We start from the raw sequence: 19885 nt of genomic DNA, 5'->3' as shown, positions 1-19885 counted from the left end.
CAGATGACTGAACTCTTCTCCTCGCGTCATATCGGTACCGATAGTGACGCGCAATCCGCGATGCTCCGCGCACTCGGCTACGACAGCGTCGACGCACTCGTCGAGGCGGCGGTGCCGCGCTCGATCGCAATCGACGCACGCACATCCGGTGCAATCGCAGACTCGGTCATCCCGCCCGCGGCATCCGAACGCGAGGTGCTTGCCGAGTTGCGTGCGCTCGCGAGCAGCAACACGGTGCAGCGGTCGATGATCGGTCTCGGTTACTACGACACGATCACGCCGGCCGTGATCAAGCGCAACGTGCTGGAGAACCCCAGCTGGTACACCGCATACACGCCATACCAGCCGGAGATCTCGCAGGGGCGCCTCGAGGCGCTTCTCAATTTTCAGACGATGGTCACCGATCTGACCGGGCTCGACATCGCAAACGCGTCGATGCTCGATGAGTCGACTGCGGTCGTCGAGGGCATGCTGCTGGCTCGTCGCGCCTCGAAATCGAAGTCGAATGTGTTCCTCGTCGACGCGGACGCACTACCTCAGACCAAGGCGCTGCTGGCGAACCGAGCGGATGCCGTCGGCATCCAACTGGTTGAGCACCGCTGGTCGAGTAGCGAGCGCCAGCGAGCGTATCGAGACCCAGCGACGTCGAGCCCGGGCCCGGCGAAGTCGGATCTCGATACGGCCGCGGGCGGCCTACTCGATCAACCGGTTGATGTATTTGGCGCGTTCGTGCAGTACCCGGGGGCATCCGGCCGGGTCTGGGACCCGACCGCAGTCATCACGGCGGTCAAGGCGCAGGGCGGCGTCACGGTTGTCGCTGCAGACCTGCTCGCGCTCGCGCTGCTGAAGTCACCCGGCGAACTCGGAGCAGATATCGCCGTCGGCACTACTCAACGGTTCGGGGTTCCAATGGGCTTCGGTGGCCCGCACGCCGGCTACATGGCCGTGCGCAAGGGGCTCGAACGCCAACTGCCGGGCCGGCTGGTCGGCGTCAGCCAGGATGCCGTCGGCAAGCCCGCCTACCGGCTCACCCTGCAGACACGTGAACAGCACATCCGCCGCGAAAAGGCCACGAGCAACATCTGCACTGCGCAGGTTCTTCTCGCGGTGATGGCTGCGATGTACGCGGTCTACCACGGACCGCACGGCATCAGTGCGATCGCGCGCAGCGTGCACGCCCAGACGGTGCTGGCGGCGCACGTTCTGCGCGAACACGGCGTCGATGTCATCTCAGACTCGTACTTCGACACCCTTCAGGTGCGGGTGACGGATGCTGCGGCCACGCTCGCGCGCGCACACAAGCATGGCATCCAGTTGTATGCGGCCGACGCGACCACCGTGCAGTTGAGTTTTGATGAGGCGACAACCGCAGACATCAACGCCGGCATTCCCGTCATGGCCGGGCTGCTCGCAGCGTTCGAACCGCACGCGGGCCAGCCGCAGCAGACTCCGGACGACGAGTCGAACTTCGGCGCACTGGCGCGCACCTCCAGGTACCTCACGCACCCGGTCTTCAACAGCTACCACTCCGAGACCGCCATGATGCGCTATCTCAAACTGCTCGCGGACAAGGACTACGCGCTCGACCGCGGCATGATCCCGCTCGGCAGTTGCACCATGAAGCTCAACGCTGCCACGGAGATGGAGGCGATCACCTGGCCTGAGTTCGCGGGCCTGCATCCGTTCGCCCCGGCCGAGGATGTCGCGGGTTCGCTCGAACTGATCAACCAGCTCGAGAGCTGGCTGGCCGAAGTCACGGGCTATGACACCGTGTCGCTGCAGCCGAACGCCGGCAGCCAGGGGGAGCTCTCCGGGCTCCTCGCAATCCGTGGCTACCATGACTCGCGCGGTGAGACTGAGCGCACCGTCTGCCTGATTCCGCAGAGCGCGCACGGCACGAACGCGGCATCCGCCGTTCTGGCCGGAATGCGCGTCGTGGTCGTGGCCACCGACGAGCTCGGCAACGTCGACCTCGACGACCTGCGCGCGAAGATCGCCGAGCACGCACCCGAATTGGCGGCGTTGATGATCACCTACCCGTCGACGCACGGCGTCTACGAGCACGAAGTGAAGGCTATCGCGCAGCTCGTGCACGACGCCGGCGGGCAGGTGTATGTCGACGGCGCCAACCTGAACGCGCTGCTCGGCTACGCCCGGTTCGGCGATTTCGGCGGTGACGTGTCACACCTGAACCTGCACAAAACTTTCTGCATCCCACACGGCGGGGGCGGGCCCGGTGTCGGCCCTGTTGCGGCCAAGGCGCACCTGGCGCCGTTCCTGCCAGGGCACCCGATGGCTCAGCGCACCGATCACTTTTCGGCAAGCAAGGGGAGTGTCGTTCACGGTGGGCGCCCGGTGTCCGCGGCGCCATACGGCAGCCCCAACATTCTGCCGATCAGCTGGTCATATGTGCGGATGATGGGCTCGGACGGCCTCAAGCAGGCGACCGGTGCCGCTGTACTGGCGGCCAACTACATCGCCGTGCGGTTGCATGAGCATTTCCCGGTTCTCTACTCCGGTGAGAACGGTCTGGTCGCGCACGAGTGCATCCTCGACGTGCGCCCGCTCACCGAGGCGACAGGGGTGAGCGTCGACGATGTGGCCAAGCGCCTGATCGACTACGGCTTCCACGCCCCGACGATGAGTTTCCCCGTTGCCGGCACACTCATGGTCGAGCCCACCGAGAGTGAAGACCTCGGCGAGCTCGACCGTTTCATCCACGCGATGATCGCGATCAAAGCCGAGGCGGATGCTGTCGCCGCAGGCACCTGGCCGGCCGACGACAACCCATTGCACGGTGCCCCGCACACTGCAGAGTCGGTGATCGTGGGCGAGTGGGAGCATGCCTATACCCGTGAGCAGGCCGTGTATCCGGTCTCGACGCTGGTGCGCAACAAGTACTGGCCGCCTGTGCGACGCGTCGATCAGGCCTGGGGCGACCGCAACCTGTTTTGCGCCTGCCCGCCGCCGGAGGCGTTCGAGTAACGCGGCGTCGTGGTCGACCAGCGAGCGCATCCGTTCGGTGGTCGAGTAGCGAGCGCCAGCGAGCGTATCCGTCGGTGGTCGAGTAGCGAGCGCCAGCGAGCGTATCGAGACCTGCCGCACGTGGATCTCGATACGCCTGCTCGCCCTTCGGCTGCGCTCAGGGACCGAAAGCTCGCTGGCTACTCGATCAGCGGGGGTCACTTGGTCGGGAAGAGCCCCGGCCACCAGGCGACCGCGAGCGGGTAGCCGACGAACGAAATGACGTCGATAACCCAGTGTGCGATCACGAGCGGCATCACACGCCCCCAGCGGGCATAACACCAACCGAAAACGATGCCCATGGCGGCGTTTCCGAAGAACGGTCCGATACCCTGGTACAGGTGATAACTGCCGCGCAGCCCCGCGGCGGCGAAGATGATCGTCCACTTGCCCCAGCCCAGTTCTCGCAGGCGGGTGAACAGGTAGCCGATGACGATCACTTCTTCCTGCAACGCCGAGCGCAGCGCAGAAAGGATCAAGATCGGAACGGTCCACCAATAGCTGTTCAACGGAGCCGCGACGACATTCACCGTTACTCCAAGCGCCCGCCCGACGAAATAGAGGGCGAGTCCAGGCACGCCGATCACGCCGAGCAGGGCGAGCCCACCGAGAAGGTCTCGTCCCGGTCTCGTGAAATCAAGCCCGATGCGGCGAAATGCACTCCTGCTCGGCTGCCACAACAGATACAGCACGAGTGCGACAGCGAAAAGCGCGAAGAAGATATCGAGGAACTGATACGTGAAGTCCTGCCACTGCACGCTGCTCTGTGACTGATTAAGCGACGCCGACTGATCCGAAAGCGGCACCGGCGTCGTCAGCCGGGCGATGATGTTGACGATGGAATACACGGCGGATGCCCCGAGCGAGAGCCCGAGGACGATTGCGATCTCCCACCACAGCCGCACACGCGTGCCGCGGGGATCGATCAGCTGGCTAGACACCGCCCCATCTTGCCACGGGAGCACACCTACGGGGCGGCATGGGATCGGCTCAGCGCCAGTGCGGCGAACGAGCCGGGGCAGCGTTGATCTGGGGGCAGATGCCAGACAATTGCATCACGCGCGCGATTTCGCAACAAATGAGCGAATGACGCAAGAATCGCGCATCTGAGTTACGACGGCGTAACAGTTTCCTGCGCGGTTTGCTCAGGAGCACTGCGGCTCTCTATCGTCATTCTTATCAAGTGCGGTAACGACGACACCATTGTTGTGCCGTATGCACCATTCCTATAGGAGGAACATTGAAGATCACGCGGAAGCGACTACGCCCCGTATTGGGCGCCGTCGCCGTCGCCTCAGTCGCGGGGATGGTACTCGCAGGCTGCACGACGTCTGGAACAACCACACCGACGTCTGCCACAGGCGGCACAATTACCATCGCACAGGTGAACGAGGCAACCTCGTTCAACTACAACACGCCGCAGGGCAACCTCGACACCAATGGGCTCATCTGGCAGATGACCCAGCCACAGTTTTTCACGCTCGACCAGCAGTACAACGTAGTGCCGAACAAGGATCTGGGCACCTACGAGAAGACCAGCGATGACCCGCTGACCGTCAAGTACACACTGAACAAGGGTCTGAAGTGGTCCGATGGTCAGCCGATGACCGCGGATGACCTCATGCTCGGTTGGGCACAGTCCTCCGGCTACTACGAGTCTGCAACGACCGACGACAAGGGCAATGTCACCAAGGGCGTCGAGTACTTCGCGAGTGCCGCAGGGTACCCATGGGCGTCGAGCATGCCGACCGTCAGCTCGGACAACCTGTCGATCACGTTCAAGTACACCAAGCCATACGTGGACTGGAACCTCGTCAACCCGATCCAGTTCCCGGCTCACATCGTCGCCAAGCAGGCCGGTGTCAGTGAGGCCGACCTGATGAAGGCGATCAAGGACACGCCGGCCGGCGACGTGAGCAACCCGGCTCCGGCCAACGAGACCCTCAAGAAGGCCTCGAGCTTCATCAACACGGGCTACGACGCGACGTCGATGCCGACCAACAAGGACGTCGTTGTTTCGGGCGGCCCGTTGATGGTCACCGGATGGACGCCGAAGCAGTCGATGACATTCACGAAGAACCCCGACTATGTCGGTTCTCACTCGGTGAAGTTCAACAAGCTCGTGATGCGTTTCATCGGCGACGCGAACGCTCAGGTGACGGCTCTGCAAAACGGTGAGGTCGATGCGATCCAGCCGCAGGCATCCGCTGACACGGTTGCGGCGCTGAAGAAGATCACCGGCGCCAAGGTCATCCAGGGCAACCAGGCCGCATACGACCACCTCGACCTGAACTTCAAGTCGAGCGTGTTCAGCGACCCGACCGTTCGTGAGGCGTTCCTGCTCACGGTCCCGCGCGAGCAGATCCTGAAGTCCATCGTGACCCCGGTCGTGCCGAGTGCCAAGGTGCTCGACTCGCAGATCTGGCTGCCTGACCAGAAGCAGTACGCGGCAGCGGTCAAGGAGAACGGTTCGAGCGCATACGACACGGTCGACATCGCGAAGGCCAAGTCGCTGCTGGCGGGTAAGACCCCGACTGTGAAGATCCTGTACAACACCAACAACCCGAACCGCGTGAACTCGTTCCAGGCGATTCAGGCCTCGGCGAAGCTGGCCGGCTTCAACGTGACGGATGGCGGCTCGCCGGAGTGGAGCACGCTCCTCACCGGTGGCGACTACGACGCGTCGATCTTCGGTTGGATCAACCCCGGTGCCGGTAACGCGCAGATCCCGCAGTTGTTCCAGATCGGTAACTCTGGAAACTACAACAACTTCAACAACCAGCAGGCCAGCGACCTCGCTGTGGAGACGCAGTCGACGCTTGACCCGACGAAGCTCGACTCGCTCAAGCTGCAGATCGACAAGCTGGCGTTCTCGGACACCTACGGCCTGCCGCTTTTCCAGCTGCCTGGTGTGTTCGCGAGCGACAGCAAGCTTCAGGGTGTGAAGTGGTTCGGTGGACAGAACGGCATCACGTGGAACGTCTGGGATTGGACCAAGAAGTAACGATCCTTCAGTTCCGCCCCTCAGTAAATCTGAGTTAGTCTGAGGCGCCGGGCTCTATACAAGAGTCCGGCGCCTCAGCGCTGAGGCGGTTCCATCGACGTAGGATGAACCGCAGCCATCCGCTGCGGCGCATCTCCCGGCCCGTTACAACGGCGCACGCTACAAGTTCCGCAAAGGTAACCCGAAACTATGGTGAGTTTCATCGCGAGACGCATAGTCGTCTCCATCCTGATCTTGATCGCAGCATCGTTCATCATGTATGTGCTGACTGCGAACGCCGGAGATCCTCTCGCTGATCTCCATGGCAGCAGTTCGCCTAACAGGCAGGCCTTGATCGAGGCCCGCACACACACTCAACACCTGGATCTTCCGTCTCCGGTGCGCTGGGTCTTCTGGCTTGGCGGCGTTGCCAAGTGCGTGATCCCATTCGCCAACCAGTGCGACCTGGGCACGACGTTCTCCAACCAAGCCGTGCTCGTGCTGCTGCCGCAGGCGATGACCTCCACCTTGCAGTTGGTCACTCTGGCCTTCCTGCTCGCCGTGGTCCTGGGTATCGCCCTCGGCATGGTGACCGCACTGCGGCAGTACAGTGCCTTCGACTACAGCATCACCTTCGTCAGCTTCTTCCTGTTCTCACTGCCGTCCTTCCTGATGGCCGTCATGCTGAAGGCGTTCGTCGCGATCGGCTTCAACAACTTCCTCGCCGATCCGGTGATCGGGCCCGTGGCACTGGTCGTGATCGGCATTCTCGTCGGTGGCATCTGGCAGTTGCTGATCGGGGGAACCTGGCAGCGGCGGGTCATCGTCTTCGCTGTCTCGGGGCTGGCGACGTCGCTGGTGCTCTGGTACATGTCAGTCACCAACTGGTTCCTGAAGCCTGCGCTCGGGCCGATCGTGATCACTCTGCTGATCGCGGGCGTCGCATACGGCACGACGGCGATCATGGCGGGCATCCACAACCGCAAGGCGCTGCTGACGGCGGGGATCACCGGTGCCATCGCAGTGATCTGCTACTTCAGCCTGCAGTGGCTGTTTGATATTTCATCGCTCGGCACCCTGATCTTCCTCGCCGTCATCGCAATCGTGGTCGGTATCCTTGTCGGATTCCTGCTCGGCGGCTATGACCGCGCGCTGTCGATGCGCGTCGGCGCAGTGGTCGCGCTGCTCTCCGGAGGATTGGTGCTGCTGGACCGGTTCATGCAGTCCTGGCCCGCATACCTGAATCTCGACCAGGTCAACGGGCGCCCGATCGGTACTGTGGGTGCGCAGACGCCGAACCTCGTCGGCGACGTCTGGATCCAGGGCATAGACAGCTTCACCCATTTGCTGCTGCCGACGATCAGCCTGCTGCTGATCAGCTTCGCGGGCTATACGCGCTATTCTCGCTCCGGCATGCTCGACGTGCTCAACCAGGACTACGTGCGCACCGCCCGTGCGAAGGGCCTGCCAGAGCGCACCGTGATTGTGCGTCACGCCTTCCGTAACATGCTGATTCCACTGGCGACGTTGGTCGCGACAGACATTGGCGCTCTACTCGGTGGCGCGGTGATCACCGAAACGGTGTTCGCCATCAGCGGCATGGGCGCATTGTTCGTCGCGGGGTTGCAACGAACGGACGTGAACCCGGTGATGGGCTACTTCCTCGTCGTTGCAATCACCGCCATTACTTTCAACTTCTTGGCCGATCTCGCATACGCGGCGCTCGACCCGCGGGTGAGGACACACTGATGAGCACAATCCAAGGCAACCCGCTGGAGCCGCACATCTCACCGGAGCCCGAGGTTGCGCCGGTTGCCGACGAGGAAGAGCGGGGCACCAGCCAAGGGCGGCTGATCTTCCGACGGTTCATGGGCAACAAGGTCGCGGTCGCCTCCGTGATCATCTATTTGTTCGTCGTGATCTTCGCGATCTCCGCCATCGGCCTCGGGCCGATTCCGGGTTGGTGGAAGTACACCTATACCGAACTGAATCCGCAGTTGAACCAGGGCGCGCCGACGCTGTCGCTGATCCCGCAGTGGCTCGGTGGTGCAGGCATCCATCTCGGTCAGCATCCGTTCGGGCAGGACAGCATCGGCAAGGACTACTTCGCCCTGACGATGCGGGGGATTCAGAACTCGGTGCTGGTCATGCTGGTGCTCGGCCTTTTTGCGACTGTGCTCGGTGTTGTGGTCGGCGCGATCGCCGGATACTATCGCGGCTGGGTCGACGCCGTACTGATGCGCATCACCGACGTGTTCATCGTCATCCCCGCGATCGTGATCGGCGCCATCGTCGGTCGCACCGCGAACGGCATGGGTGCATTCGGGCTTGCAATCCTGTTAGGGGCGATCTCCTGGATGGTGATCGCACGTCTGGTGCGCAGCGAGTTCCTGTCGCTGCGCGAGCGCGAGTTCGTCGAGGCGGCGCGAGTGGCGGGTGCTTCCGACATGCGCATCATCTTCAAGCACATTCTGCCGAACGCCGTCGGTGTCATCATCGTGTCGTCGACACTGCTGATTGCATCCGCGATCCTGTTGGAGACGGCACTGAGCTACCTGGGCTTCGGTATCAAGGCGCCGGACTCCTCGCTGGGCTTGCTGGTCAGTCAGAATCAGTCCGCATTGCAGACGAGGCCGTGGTTGTTCTGGTGGCCGGGTTCGTTCATCGTTCTCCTAGCACTGCTGGTGAACTTCGTCGGCGACGGCCTCCGCGACGCGTTCGATCCGCGACAGCGTCGGTTCAGCATCCGTCGGACGAAGGAGCAGCCGTCTGCGACCGCCGAGCACTCATGATGGCGCTGACAGCTGAAGCAGCCCTCTGGCTACAGGGCTACGAGCGCATACAATCCGGCAACGCCGAGCGCCAACAAGGCTCCGTTCGTCCACCAGTGCCAATGCGTCGGAACACGCGTCTTCTCGGCGATACCGGCCTCGATCGCGCCGGAATCGCGCAGCATCGCCCAATGGTCGCGCACGATCTGGGCCGCCTGTCCGGATTCGCTGGCCAGCAGATCGCCGGGTCGCACTCGACCGCCCACCGTAGGGACGGCATCCACTCGACCGTGTTGTTCGGCTCGGCGCGCCATGCTTGTGCCGGTGCGCCCGGGAGCGGGCGCCGCCCACGCGGCGTACTGATGCCCGGGTGTGTACAGTGTGAGGGCGTAGCGGGTATCGACCTGGATCAGCGCGGTCCACGGCACGTCAATGGTACGCAGCACATTGCGGATGCGTACACCTGCGTCGCTCACGCGCACGTACGGACGCCACAGTGCAGTCCACGCGAACAGGCTGAAGAACACGCCTGGAACGATCGCGAGCACGCGGCTTGCGCCGCCGGTGATCAGCGTCGTCGTCACCAGCATGGCAGCCAAGGCCCAGATCACGATCGCGAGCACGCGATTGAAGCGAGAAATGAAGACGGTGTCGGAGTTCGCCTCGGATTGTGCCATGAGTCAATGGTGACAGCATCCGTGGCGCCCGCACACCCTGCAGAACGAATGCACGCACCGATCGGTGTCGTGGAAAGGACCACCTACTGATGGCCGCTGTGACAAGAACCGTGACAACTGATGAGACCCCGGTGCTGCAGGTCACCGACCTCAGCGTCGACTTCGGCGTCGACAACGTGTGGGTGCCGGCCGCGATCAAGATGAACTACTCGATCAAGCGCGGTGAAGTGATGGCGTTGGTCGGTGAATCCGGTTCTGGCAAGAGCGTGAGCTCGATGTCGATCCTTGACCTTCTGCCGAGCAACAGCCGCGTCACCGGGAGTATCAAACTTAACGGTCGCGAATTGCGTGGCATCTCTGCTGCGCAGATGCGAGCTGTGCGCGGCAACGACGTGGCGCTGATCTTCCAGGAGCCTATGACCGCACTGAACCCGGTGTTCACCGTCGGTTTCCAGATTGTCGAAACATTGCGGGTGCACTACGGCATCTCACCGCACGAGGGCAAGGAGCGTGCGCTCGAACTGCTGCGGATGGTCGAGTTGCCCGACCCGTTGAAAGCCTTCAACTCCTACCCGCACCAGTTGTCGGGCGGGCAGCGGCAACGCGCGATGATCGCTCAGTCGATCTCGTGCGACCCTGGGTTGTTGATCGCCGATGAGCCCACCACGGCGCTCGATGTGACGGTGCAAGCCGAAATTCTCGACCTGTTGCGCAGCCTGCGTGACCGCTTGAACAGTGCGATCCTACTGATCACGCACGATATGGGCGTCGTCGCCGACCTTGCGGACAACATCTCCGTCATGCGTCGCGGAGTGATTGTCGAATCCGGCACAGCACACGAAATTTTCAACAACCCGCAACACGAGTACACCAAGGCGTTGCTCGACGCCGTGCCTCACCTGGGGCAGGGTTCGGACGGCGCAGACGTCGACATGACGGCGACACTCGCCGTTGTGGCGGAAGGCGAGATCGAAGACGCCGAACTGCGCGATCGTGTTGCCGAAAATGAACGCATCGCGGCAGAAGCAAAGCGTGCTGCCGACCGGGAATTGGCCGTGCTGCCGGCCGTGCTCGATTTCTCTGATGTGGTGATCGAGTATCCGGGCCGCGGCCGCGTCAAAGCGTTCCGCGCCGTCGATCACATCGATTTGCAGATTCACGAGGGCGAGGTTGTCGGCCTCGTCGGGGAGTCGGGTTCAGGCAAGACCACTCTGGGCCGCGCAGCGATCGGCCTTTTGCCGATCACATCCGGCACACTGAACGTCGTCGGCACTGACCTGTCGCATGCGACAAAACGGCACGTGCGTGATGTGCACAAAAAGGCGGGAATCGTCTTTCAAGATCCGTCATCATCGCTCAACCCGCGGATGACGATCGGCATGAGCATCGGTGAGCCGCTATTCCTCGCCAAGAAGGCGAAGGGACACGCGCTCACTCGGGCCATCGAGGGGCTGCTCGACTCGGTCGAGTTGCCGAGGAACTATCGCACGCGTTTCCCGCACGAACTCTCCGGCGGACAAAAGCAGCGCGTCGGCATCGCCCGCGCGCTCGCCCTGAAGCCGACGCTGCTGATTGCAGACGAGCCGACGTCTGCGCTGGACGTGTCTGTGCAGGCGACCGTGCTCGAACTGCTCAAGGTGCTACAGAAGGAACTCCACTTCGCCTGCCTGTTCATCACTCACGATCTGGCCGTGATCGACATTCTGGCCGATCGCATTGCCGTGATGCACCTCGGCAAGCTCGTCGAGGTCGGTACACGCGATGAGATCCTGCGCCACCCGAAGGATCCGTACACGCAGAGGCTGATCGCCGCCGTGCCCCTGCCCGATCCTGAAGTGCAGCGTGAGCGGCGGGAGCTCCGTGCCAAGATTCTGGCGGCCGGGTCTGACGAGTACGCGAACACCGACCTGCACCGTGACGCCATCGAATATGGTGCGCCAGAGGATTACCCGGCCGCCGACAACTACGAAGCGCCCGGCAGCAACGATCGCGACCGTGGGCCTACGGACTGAGAAAGCACAGACCGAGCCTGAGAGCCGGCTGCGCAGGCCAGGTCGCCTCGGGCGGTAGACTGGCGAGGTAGGGTGCGTTGGCTCGCCCCTGCGGGCGCGCTTCGCCCCACATCTCCCGCGTGAAAAGTTCCGTTGTCCGTGTGCCTCGCAGCACCGATGGCAGGCTCCTTGCGCCCCCATCTTTGAGGAAAAAACAGCTATGGCACGTGCCACCCGTGAAGACCTGCGTAACGTCGCAATCGTCGCCCACGTCGACCACGGCAAAACCACCCTGGTTGATGCCATGCTCGGTCAGACCCACTCGTTCTCCGAGCACGCTCATGTCGAAGAGCGCGCAATGGACACCAACGAGTTGGAGCGCGAAAAGGGCATCACGATCCTCGCCAAGAACACGGCGATCAGCTATCGCGGTATCCACGCGGCCACGCATGGCAAGGGCGGCCCGATCACCATCAACGTGATCGACACACCCGGGCACGCCGACTTCGGTGGAGAGGTCGAGCGCGGCCTGTCGATGGTCGACGGCGTGGTGTTGCTCGTCGACGCCAGCGAGGGGCCGTTGCCGCAGACCCGCTTCGTGCTGCGCAAAGCGCTGGAAGCCAAGTTGCCCGTGATTCTGCTCGTCAACAAGACCGACCGGCCGGATGCCCGCATCGACGAAGTCGTGACGGAGAGTCAGGATTTGCTCCTGGGCCTCGCCAGCGACCTCGCGGACGACGTGCCCGACCTCGACCTCGACGCGATTCTGGATGTGCCGGTGGTGTACGCGTCCGGACGCAACGGTGCGGCCAGCCGCAACAAGCCCGAGAACGGTCAGCTGCCAGACAACCTGGACCTCGAACCGCTGTTCGACGCGATCCTCACCCACATCCCGGCACCCACCTATGATGACGAGGCGCCGTTGCAGGCGCACGTCACCAATCTGGATGCCTCGCCGTTCCTCGGTCGTCTCGCTCTGCTCCGCATCTTCAACGGCACCCTGAAGAAGGGGCAGACTGTCGCCTGGGTGCGTCACGACGGCGGCGTGCATAACGTGCGCGTCACAGAATTGCTGATGACCAAGGCGCTTGACCGGTATCCGGCTGAAAGCGCTGGACCCGGTGACATTGTGGCCGTTGCCGGCTTCGCAGACATCACCATCGGCGACACACTCGCCGACCCAGACGACGTGCGACCACTGCCGGCGATCGTCGTCGACGACCCGGCCATTTCGATGACGGTCGGCACGAACACCTCCCCGCTGATGGGCAAGGTCAAAGGGCACAAGCTGACAGCACGGATGGTCAAGGACCGCCTCGACCGTGAACTCGTCGGCAACGTGTCGCTGAAGGTGCTCGACATCGGTCGTCCGGACGCGTGGGAGGTGCAAGGACGTGGAGAACTGGCCCTGGCCATCCTGGTCGAGCAGATGCGGCGCGAAGGTTACGAGCTTACAGTCGGCAAGCCGCAGGTCGTCACCAAGCTTGTGGACGGCAAGGTGAACGAGCCGTATGAGCGGCTGACGATCGACGCCCCGGAGGAATACCTCGGCGCGATCACTCAGCTGATGGCGGCACGCAAGGGTCGCATGGAGAACATGGCGAACCACGGCACTGGCTGGGTGCGCATGGACTTCATCGTTCCTGCCCGCGGCCTGATCGGCTTCCGTACCGAGTTCTTGACCATCACCCGCGGCACCGGCATCGCCAACGCGATCTCGCACGGCTACGGCGAATGGGCCGGCTCCATCGTCACGCGCAGCAACGGCTCGATCGTTGCAGACCGGTCCGGTGTTGTCACGCCGTTCGCGATCATCGCGTTGCAGGAACGCATGTCGTTCTTCGTGAACCCGACAGAAGAGGTCTACGAGGGCATGGTCATCGGTGAGAACTCGCGTTCGGACGACATGGACGTGAATATCACCAAGGAGAAGAAGCTGACGAACATGCGTCAGTCGACCGCTGACAATTTCGAGTCCATGACGCCGTCACGCCAGTTGACGCTCGAGGAATGCCTCGAATTCGCCCGTGAAGACGAGTGCGTCGAAGTCACGCCGACGGCGGTGCGCATCCGCAAGGTCGAACTCGACGCCCACAACCGCGCGCGCGCGACGGCCCGCCTCAAGAAGCAGGACGCGTAGCCCTGTTGGTCGAGTAGCGAGCGCCAGCGAGCGTATCGAGACCCCGGCACGAGGTCTCGATACGCTCGCTCGCTGCGCTCGCGCGCTACCCTTCGAGACGGCCGCGGGCGGCCTCCTCAGGGCATCGCTCGACCACCGGGCTGGGCATGGGGGCTACATATCCGACGCTCGGGCTCAGCTGAAGAGCGACTCGCCGATGTAACTGCCGACCTTCGGCGCCGGTGGTACCGCGAACAGTGCCGAACCGATGTGTGAGATGTACTCATTGAGTCTGTCGACAGCGCCGAGCTTCTTCTGCAGTGTCACGAAGTGCGCAGGGTCGTTCATATACGCGATGAAGAGCAGTCCGGCATCCATCTGACCAAACTGGCTGATGCCGTCGGTGTAGTTGTAGGAGCGGCGCAGAATCTTGATCCCGCCATTGTTCTCATGCGCAGCCAGTGCGATGTGTGCGGTGTCAGAGATCCGCAGGTCGCCGCCCTTGTCGCGAGAGTGGAAATCGGGGGTGGTGTGCTCAGTGCCGCCGCTGAGCGGTGAACCGTCGAGCTTGGTACGGCCGAAAACGGTCTGCTGATCGCCGATGTGGTCGGCGTCCCAGATCTCGACATTCATCTGGATCTTGCGGGCGACCTGGTAGGTGCCGCCGTCCATCCACGCCTGGTCGGACTTCGGAACCCAGACGTGACGGGCGAAGTCGTCATCCGTCGACACATTGCGTGTTCCGTCTTTGAAGCCCATCAGATTGCGCGGGGTTTGCTGATGCGGCCCCGCGGAGGCGCGACCGAAGCCCATCACGGTCCAGCGCGTTGTGACCGTATCCCTGGCCATCCTGGCCAAGTTGCGGATTGCGTGGTAGGCGACCTGTGGGTCGTCTGCACACGCTTGGAGGCTCAATTCGCCGCCGGTGAGCGCGGGGTCGAGTTGGTCGCTTGGCAGCGCCGGCAGGGGGGCCAGCAGCGCGGGTCTGCGGTGCGCGAGTCCGAAACGGTTGTCGAAGAGCCCGGGCCCGAGGCCGATGGTTACCGTCAATCCGTGTGGGCCGAGGTCGAGCGCCTCGCCGGTGTCGATCGGAACGGCGACAGACCGTGCCGGGGCGGGCGAACCGATCGTCTTGCCCTGCATCAGTTGCGCGATCGCCGCCGACCAGCGGGCCAGCAGAACCTGCAGGTCGCTCTGGCTTTCGGATGCCATGTCGAACGTCATGAGGATCCCATAGCGTTGCGGTTCGGTCTGGATGCCCGCCTGGTGCGTGCCTCCATAGAACGGGTAGGTCAGCGATCCGTCGACGTCCGCATCGGGTGTGGCTGCTGCTGCGTTGACGGCGATGGTGCCGCCGACACCGGCGAGCGCTCCCGCGGCGAGGCCTCCGGCGGCCCCGGCGAACAGGCCGCGTCTGCTCAGCTTGTTGTGCTTTGACATCAGTGCCTCGGACATCAGTGCGCGGTCGCTACTTTTTCGGCGATGGTCGAGAGCGGATCCTGCAGTGCTTGCACCGCCTGGCTCAACTTGTTGGCGTCTGTGCTGCGCAATTGCGCGGTGTAACTCACGTAACCGCCGAGCGCCGACGGATCGCGGTAGCCCTCGAGCATCGTGTTGACCGCCTCGAACTGCTTGGAGATCCGTGCGGTCAGGTTCGCATCGATCTTCTTCATGCCCGGTTTGAGGAACGCGAAGGCCTGTTGGGCGCCCTCGACGTTCGCTGCGAAGTCGACCAGATCGATGTGGCTGAACTGCTCCTCTTCGCCCTTGATCTTCGAGGACTGGACTTCTTCCAGCAACCCGGCGGCACCGTTGGCGAGGTCTTCCGGCTTGTAGGCGAGCTTCTTGGCGAGCGTTTGCAGCTTCAGCACATTGCGCTGCAGCTCGGCAGCCAATGCGACCGCGGACGGAGTGATGGCCTTGTTCTGGAACAGGTCGCGCTCGACGGCGTGAAAGCCGTGCCAGCCGACGGCGTCATCGAGGTTCGACGCCCGCATGTCGATGAGGTAGTCGAGGTTTCCCGCGTTGTCGGTCGCGGCGAATCCGGGCAGGGTGAACCCGGCGACATCCGATTCGATACGCTCGTAGAACGGGCGGGCGAGCGCGTACGCATTCTGAGCCTCAGCGAGGTTCCCGCTATCCACCGCGGCCGTGAGGTTGTGGACGGCCGTCACCATCGCGGTGACGACGCCGGTGACATACGTTGCGTAGCCATCGGTGCCCTGCTTCAGGATCGACTGCACACTGCCGGTCGGGGTCGCGGCCTTGCCGGTGACGGTGAAGGTCTGAGTCTCCTTCTGGGCGCCCGGGCATTGCACCTGGTAGGTTCCGCCGCCGAGAGTGAGGGTGAAGCTCACGGGCTTCAGCCCTGGGGCCAGGTTCTCCTTCTCGCCGATGATCCGTTGCTGGCTGAGCAACTCGACCTCGGTGATGGCCGTCGAGCTTTCATTCTTGACCGTGAACGTAACCGGGCCGGCCGGCGCTGAGGTAGCGGACAGTGCGCAGGTGTCGTTGCTGCCATCGCTAGCGAGTGTGATCGATACCTGTGCAATACCGGACTTCGCTGGCGCGTCGGCTGAGGCACCGTCCGTGGAACACCCGGCCAGCGAACCGGTGACGGCCAATGCTGCCGCCGTCACAAGGGTGGCGATCGCGCTCCTGCCGCGGCGGGATCTACGACTGGGCTGCATAGCTGGTGCTCCTTGTACTGGTGGGGTCGGATGCCGCGGCATGCGCTGCGCGCAATGCCGTCGCAACGGCTGCCTTGTGCAGCCGCCGACGCCGCACGAGAGCGCTGGCTGTCAGTAGGAGTGCGGCAACGAGCAGGGCGAGAGGCAGGTAGAGCTTCCAGAGCAGCACTTCGCCGACGGATGCCGCGGCCGCGTTCGCGGCCGCGACTGCGGCGCTCACGTGGCCGGGGGAGACGCTCCAGTTGTTCAGCTCGTCGGTGCTCTGCGCTCCGGGTGCAACACTGAACGTACGCGGCGAGGTCAGCCCCCCGCCGGAGATCGTCAGAGTCGTCTGCGCTGTGGACGTCGCGTCGAGCATGCGCCCGTCGACGCTCCACACCGTTTGGGTGACGTTCTGCACCCAGGACGCCTTGAACGGGCCGGGGTTGGCCTGCGCGTTCACGCCGACCGGAAGGCGGCCGTTCTGGAAGCCGAGCAGTTCGGTCAGCGTGATCGACGCCGGATTCGTTGCCGGGCTACCGGTCTGGGTGTGCTCCCAGCGCACCGCCGCCACGCCGTCGCGCGTGGCCGAGGAGCGCTCAGAGGCGCTGAACACGGCTGTTTGTCGTACCGAGTCGCGCTGCACGATCAAGCGGGCGCTCGAGGCATCCGTGACGAGGGTGGCCGTGCCGCCGCCGGTCAGCGGCGCAGCCGCAGGGGTCGCGAGCGCGGGCGCGGCCGGGATCGCGATGGCAAGGATCAGTGCAACGGCACCGAGCCCCGCCGCAATCGAAAGCTTGACGGTCTGCGCGTTTTCGGGAGTAGGCCTGTGGCGAGCAGGCCACAGGCAGTAGAGCAGCATCGGGATCAGGTAGAGCAGCCAGCCGAGCACTTCGATGACACGCGGGTCCGCCGGGATGCCGAGCACCCCGGTCAGCAGCGCGGACTGGATCGAACCGTTCGGTGTCAGCCAGGTCAGATCGACGGTCTTCTGCTGGCCGAAGGTGAACCAACCTGCGGCATATGCCGTTCGCAGCATACTCACGACCAGTCCGGCGGCAACGAATACCAGGAAAATTCCGGTGACCTTGAAGAATCTGCCGAGATTCAGGCGCAGCCCGCCGTGATAGATCGCGATCCCGATGCCCACCGCAATCAGGATGCCCACGAGCGTGCCGAGCACGGCGAGCGCGGTGTCTTCGGACGCCTGGAAGGTCGCGAGCAGGAACACCGACGTCTCGAAGCCTTCTTTGAGCACGGCGAGAAAGGCCATCCCGGCCAGCGCCCACGTCGCGCCGTTGCGCAGGGCGGTCGTCGCCGACGACTCCAGTTCTCGCCTCATGCCGCGAGCATGCGTGTTCATCCACACGATCATGCCGGTCACGAAAACGACGGCGACAGCGCCGATGATGGATTCCATGCCCTCCTGCTGCGCTTGCGGCAGGCTCGCCGACACGAATTCCAGCCCCACGCCTACACCGACGCTGAGCAGTACGGCGAGAATGACGCCCACCCACATCGCCTTCAGTTGCTGCCCGTTGCGACGAAGGAAGGCTGCGATGATGCCGACGATCAGTGCTGCTTCAAGCCCCTCACGAAGGCCGATCACCAGGGTAGCGAGCACGAATGGCCTTGTCTCTTGGGTTCAGGGCAAAAGATGTGCAACCGGCCGGCAGTTCCGATGCCAGAGGCACGATGCCGGCTGCAGTTGGTAAGCCTAACCTTACTTCGCGTGAACACGCAAACGATTCCAGTCGTACGGCAGGGCACTCCCGTAGACTTGCGCGCATGGTAGCCCGCATCATCAACTCGGTACTGCTGTTTTGCGCGGGCGCCGTCTTCGGGTTCATCGGAACGGTCGCGCATCAGTCGTCCGTGACCGTGGCGGGCATCACGATCGCCTGGGGGTTGATCGTCGCCTTGGTCGGCTGCGGATGCCTGTTAGCCGGCATTCGGCTCGTCACCATCGGTCGTATCCCGGCGCTGATGGCTGCGCTTGGGTTGCTCGTGACGATCACCGTGTTGTCGTTCAAGAGTGCGGGTGGTTCTGTGCTGATCCCGGACAATCTGGCGGGCAAGATCTGGGTGATCGCACCGGTCGTGATCGCGGCGGTCGTGATTGCGTGGCCTCGCGTCGTTCGCGTTCGGGCCGGCGCGTAAACTGAAAATCTGCTCCTCGTGAAGGGAAACCGGTCGCAGTGACTTACGTGATTGCTCTACCGTGCGTCGATGTCAAAGACAGGGCGTGTGTGGACGAGTGCCCAGTCGACTGCATTTACGAGGGTGAACGTTCGTTATACATCCACCCGGATGAATGCGTCGACTGCGGTGCCTGTGAACCGGTCTGCCCGGTCGAGGCGATCTACTACGAAGACGACCTTCCGGAAAAGTGGGCGGACTACTACAAGGCGAACGTCGAGTTCTTCGATGACCTCGGTTCTCCTGGCGGAGCGGCGAAGATTGGCGTGATCGCCAAGGACCACCCGCTGATCGCGGCTCTGCCGCCGCAGGGCTAGTCGCCGATGCGCGAGCTGCCGGACTACCCGTGGGATGCCCTGGCGCCGTTTGCGCGGCGCGCGGCCGAGCATCCGGACGGTGTGGTCGACCTCTCCGTCGGGTCCCCTGTGGATCCGACGCCCGACGTGATTCGCACGGCGCTGGCGGCGGCAACGGATGCGCACGCCTACCCGCAGACTGCCGGAACTCCGCAGCTGCGCGAGGCAATCATCGCCTGGTTCGCGCGCCGGCGAAATGTTCATGGGCTTCTGCCGAGCAACGTGCTGCCGAGCATCGGGTCGAAGGAAATGGTTGCGCTACTCCCGCTGATGCTCGGGCTCGGCGCCGGCGATGTGGTTGTGCACCCGCTCGCCGCCTACCCGACCTACGCGATCGGGGCCGCGATCGCCGGCGCCGAAGCTTTCCCGGCGGACGATCCGGCGCTGTGGCCCCAGCGCACCAAGCTGGTCTGGTTGAACAGTCCGGGCAATCCGGATGGCCGGGTTCTGGACGTTGACGCCTTGCGAGCGGCGCGAGCCCGGGCCGCCGAACTCGGTGCTGTGATCGTGAATGACGAATGCTACGCAGAGCTCGGCTGGGAGGGGCGCTGGGCTCATGAACCGATCCCGAGCATCCTCGACGAACGTGTCGTGCAGGGTGATCGCACCAATGTGCTTGCGATCTACTCGCTGAGCAAGCAATCCAACCTGGCCGGCTACCGCGCTGCGTTCGCGGCCGGATGCAGCGCGCTGATCGAGCGATTGCTGACCGTGCGCAAACATGCGGGCCTGATGCTGCCTGCCCCGTTGCAGTCGGCAATGGTCGTGGCTCTTGGCGACGACGCGCACGTGGCGATTCAGCGTGAACGGTATCGAGCACGCCGCGCGATAGTGAAGCCGGCGCTCGAGGCGGCAGGTTTTCGCATCGATCACAGCGAAGCCGGTCTGTATTTGTGGGCGAGTGAGGGCCGCGACGCGTGGGAGAGCATCCGTCGCTTGGCAGAGCTCGGCATCCTTGCCGGGCCCGGCACCTTCTATGGCGGATACTACCCCGAACATGTGCGCCTCTCGCTGACGGCAACCGACGAGCGGATCGCAGCGGCGGCGTCCCGCTTGACGGCGTCGACCCTCGACCACCCGGTTCGGCACTGATTGC

The 19885-nt window shown here is 63.7% G+C and carries 14 protein-coding genes; 9 read left to right on the top strand and 5 right to left on the bottom strand.

The features are described from left to right. Window positions 1–3: 3 nt before the first annotated feature. A complete protein-coding gene (gcvP, locus tag QU604_RS14885) occupies window positions 4–2985 on the top strand; it encodes an aminomethyl-transferring glycine dehydrogenase (protein ID WP_308465405.1) in 2982 nt (993 codons plus the stop codon). 197 nt (window positions 2986–3182) lie between these two features. On the opposite strand, the gene QU604_RS14880 is transcribed toward gcvP, so the two are convergent. Next, window positions 3183–3965 (bottom strand): CPBP family intramembrane glutamic endopeptidase, encoded by a 783-nt coding sequence (locus QU604_RS14880; RefSeq protein ID WP_308465404.1) that lies wholly within the window; start codon window positions 3963–3965, stop codon window positions 3183–3185. 443 nt (window positions 3966–4408) lie between these two features. Between QU604_RS14880 and QU604_RS14875 the strand changes: the two genes are divergently transcribed. The 3 genes from QU604_RS14875 to QU604_RS14865 all read left to right on the top strand — a co-directional run bounded on the left by QU604_RS14875 (window position 4409) and on the right by QU604_RS14865 (window position 8799). Next, window positions 4409–6028 (top strand): ABC transporter family substrate-binding protein, encoded by a 1620-nt coding sequence (locus QU604_RS14875; protein WP_308465403.1) that lies wholly within the window; start codon window positions 4409–4411, stop codon window positions 6026–6028. 189 nt (window positions 6029–6217) lie between these two features. Further along, entirely contained in the window at window positions 6218–7756 is a 1539-nt protein-coding gene (locus QU604_RS14870; RefSeq protein ID WP_308465402.1) for an ABC transporter permease, read from the top strand. Next, on the top strand, window positions 7756–8799 hold the full coding sequence (locus tag QU604_RS14865; protein ID WP_308465401.1) for an ABC transporter permease: 1044 nt from the start codon (window positions 7756–7758) through the stop codon (window positions 8797–8799). Before QU604_RS14870 ends, QU604_RS14865 begins: the two co-directional genes overlap by 1 nt. Window positions 8800–8828: 29 nt before the next feature. Here QU604_RS14865 and QU604_RS14860 read toward each other — a convergent pair whose 3' ends face one another. Then, window positions 8829–9455, bottom strand: a complete 627-nt coding sequence (locus QU604_RS14860) for a PH domain-containing protein (protein ID WP_308465400.1) — start codon at window positions 9453–9455, stop codon at window positions 8829–8831. Between the two features lie 89 nt (window positions 9456–9544). Between QU604_RS14860 and QU604_RS14855 the strand changes: the two genes are divergently transcribed. Continuing rightward, a complete protein-coding gene (locus QU604_RS14855; protein ID WP_308465399.1) occupies window positions 9545–11467 on the top strand; it encodes a dipeptide ABC transporter ATP-binding protein in 1923 nt (640 codons plus the stop codon). A gap of 199 nt (window positions 11468–11666) precedes the next feature. After that, entirely contained in the window at window positions 11667–13586 is a 1920-nt protein-coding gene (gene typA / locus QU604_RS14850; protein WP_308465398.1) for a translational GTPase TypA, read from the top strand. Between the two features lie 174 nt (window positions 13587–13760). Here typA and efeB read toward each other — a convergent pair whose 3' ends face one another. The 3 genes from efeB to efeU are packed head-to-tail and all read right to left on the bottom strand — an operon-like array spanning window position 13761 to window position 17858. Continuing rightward, window positions 13761–15005 (bottom strand): iron uptake transporter deferrochelatase/peroxidase subunit, encoded by a 1245-nt coding sequence (gene efeB, locus QU604_RS14845; RefSeq protein ID WP_308465397.1) that lies wholly within the window; start codon window positions 15003–15005, stop codon window positions 13761–13763. A gap of 14 nt (window positions 15006–15019) precedes the next feature. Next, a complete protein-coding gene (gene efeO / locus QU604_RS14840) occupies window positions 15020–16255 on the bottom strand; it encodes an iron uptake system protein EfeO (protein ID WP_308465396.1) in 1236 nt (411 codons plus the stop codon). Continuing rightward, window positions 16239–17858: an iron uptake transporter permease EfeU gene (gene efeU, locus QU604_RS14835; RefSeq protein WP_308465395.1), complete on the bottom strand. Its 1620-nt coding sequence runs from the start codon at window positions 17856–17858 to the stop codon at window positions 16239–16241. The genes efeO and efeU overlap by 17 nt, the downstream gene beginning before the upstream one ends. A gap of 164 nt (window positions 17859–18022) precedes the next feature. On the opposite strand from efeU, the gene QU604_RS14830 reads away from it, so the two are divergent. From QU604_RS14830 to dapC, 3 genes are read left to right on the top strand one after another with little or no spacing between them, the layout of a single operon-like run. After that, window positions 18023–18394 (top strand): hypothetical protein, encoded by a 372-nt coding sequence (locus tag QU604_RS14830; protein ID WP_308465394.1) that lies wholly within the window; start codon window positions 18023–18025, stop codon window positions 18392–18394. Between the two features lie 38 nt (window positions 18395–18432). Further along, entirely contained in the window at window positions 18433–18750 is a 318-nt protein-coding gene (gene fdxA / locus QU604_RS14825; protein ID WP_308465393.1) for a ferredoxin, read from the top strand. A gap of 6 nt (window positions 18751–18756) precedes the next feature. Further along, window positions 18757–19881, top strand: a complete 1125-nt coding sequence (dapC, locus tag QU604_RS14820) for a succinyldiaminopimelate transaminase (protein ID WP_308465392.1) — start codon at window positions 18757–18759, stop codon at window positions 19879–19881. The last annotated feature ends 4 nt before the right edge of the window (window positions 19882–19885 follow it).

Origin of the sequence: Rathayibacter sp. SW19, from assembly GCF_030866825.1 — a bacterium.
Lineage (GTDB): Bacteria > Actinomycetota > Actinomycetes > Actinomycetales > Microbacteriaceae > Rathayibacter_A > Rathayibacter_A soli.
This window is presented reverse-complemented; position numbering and strand designations above follow the sequence as displayed.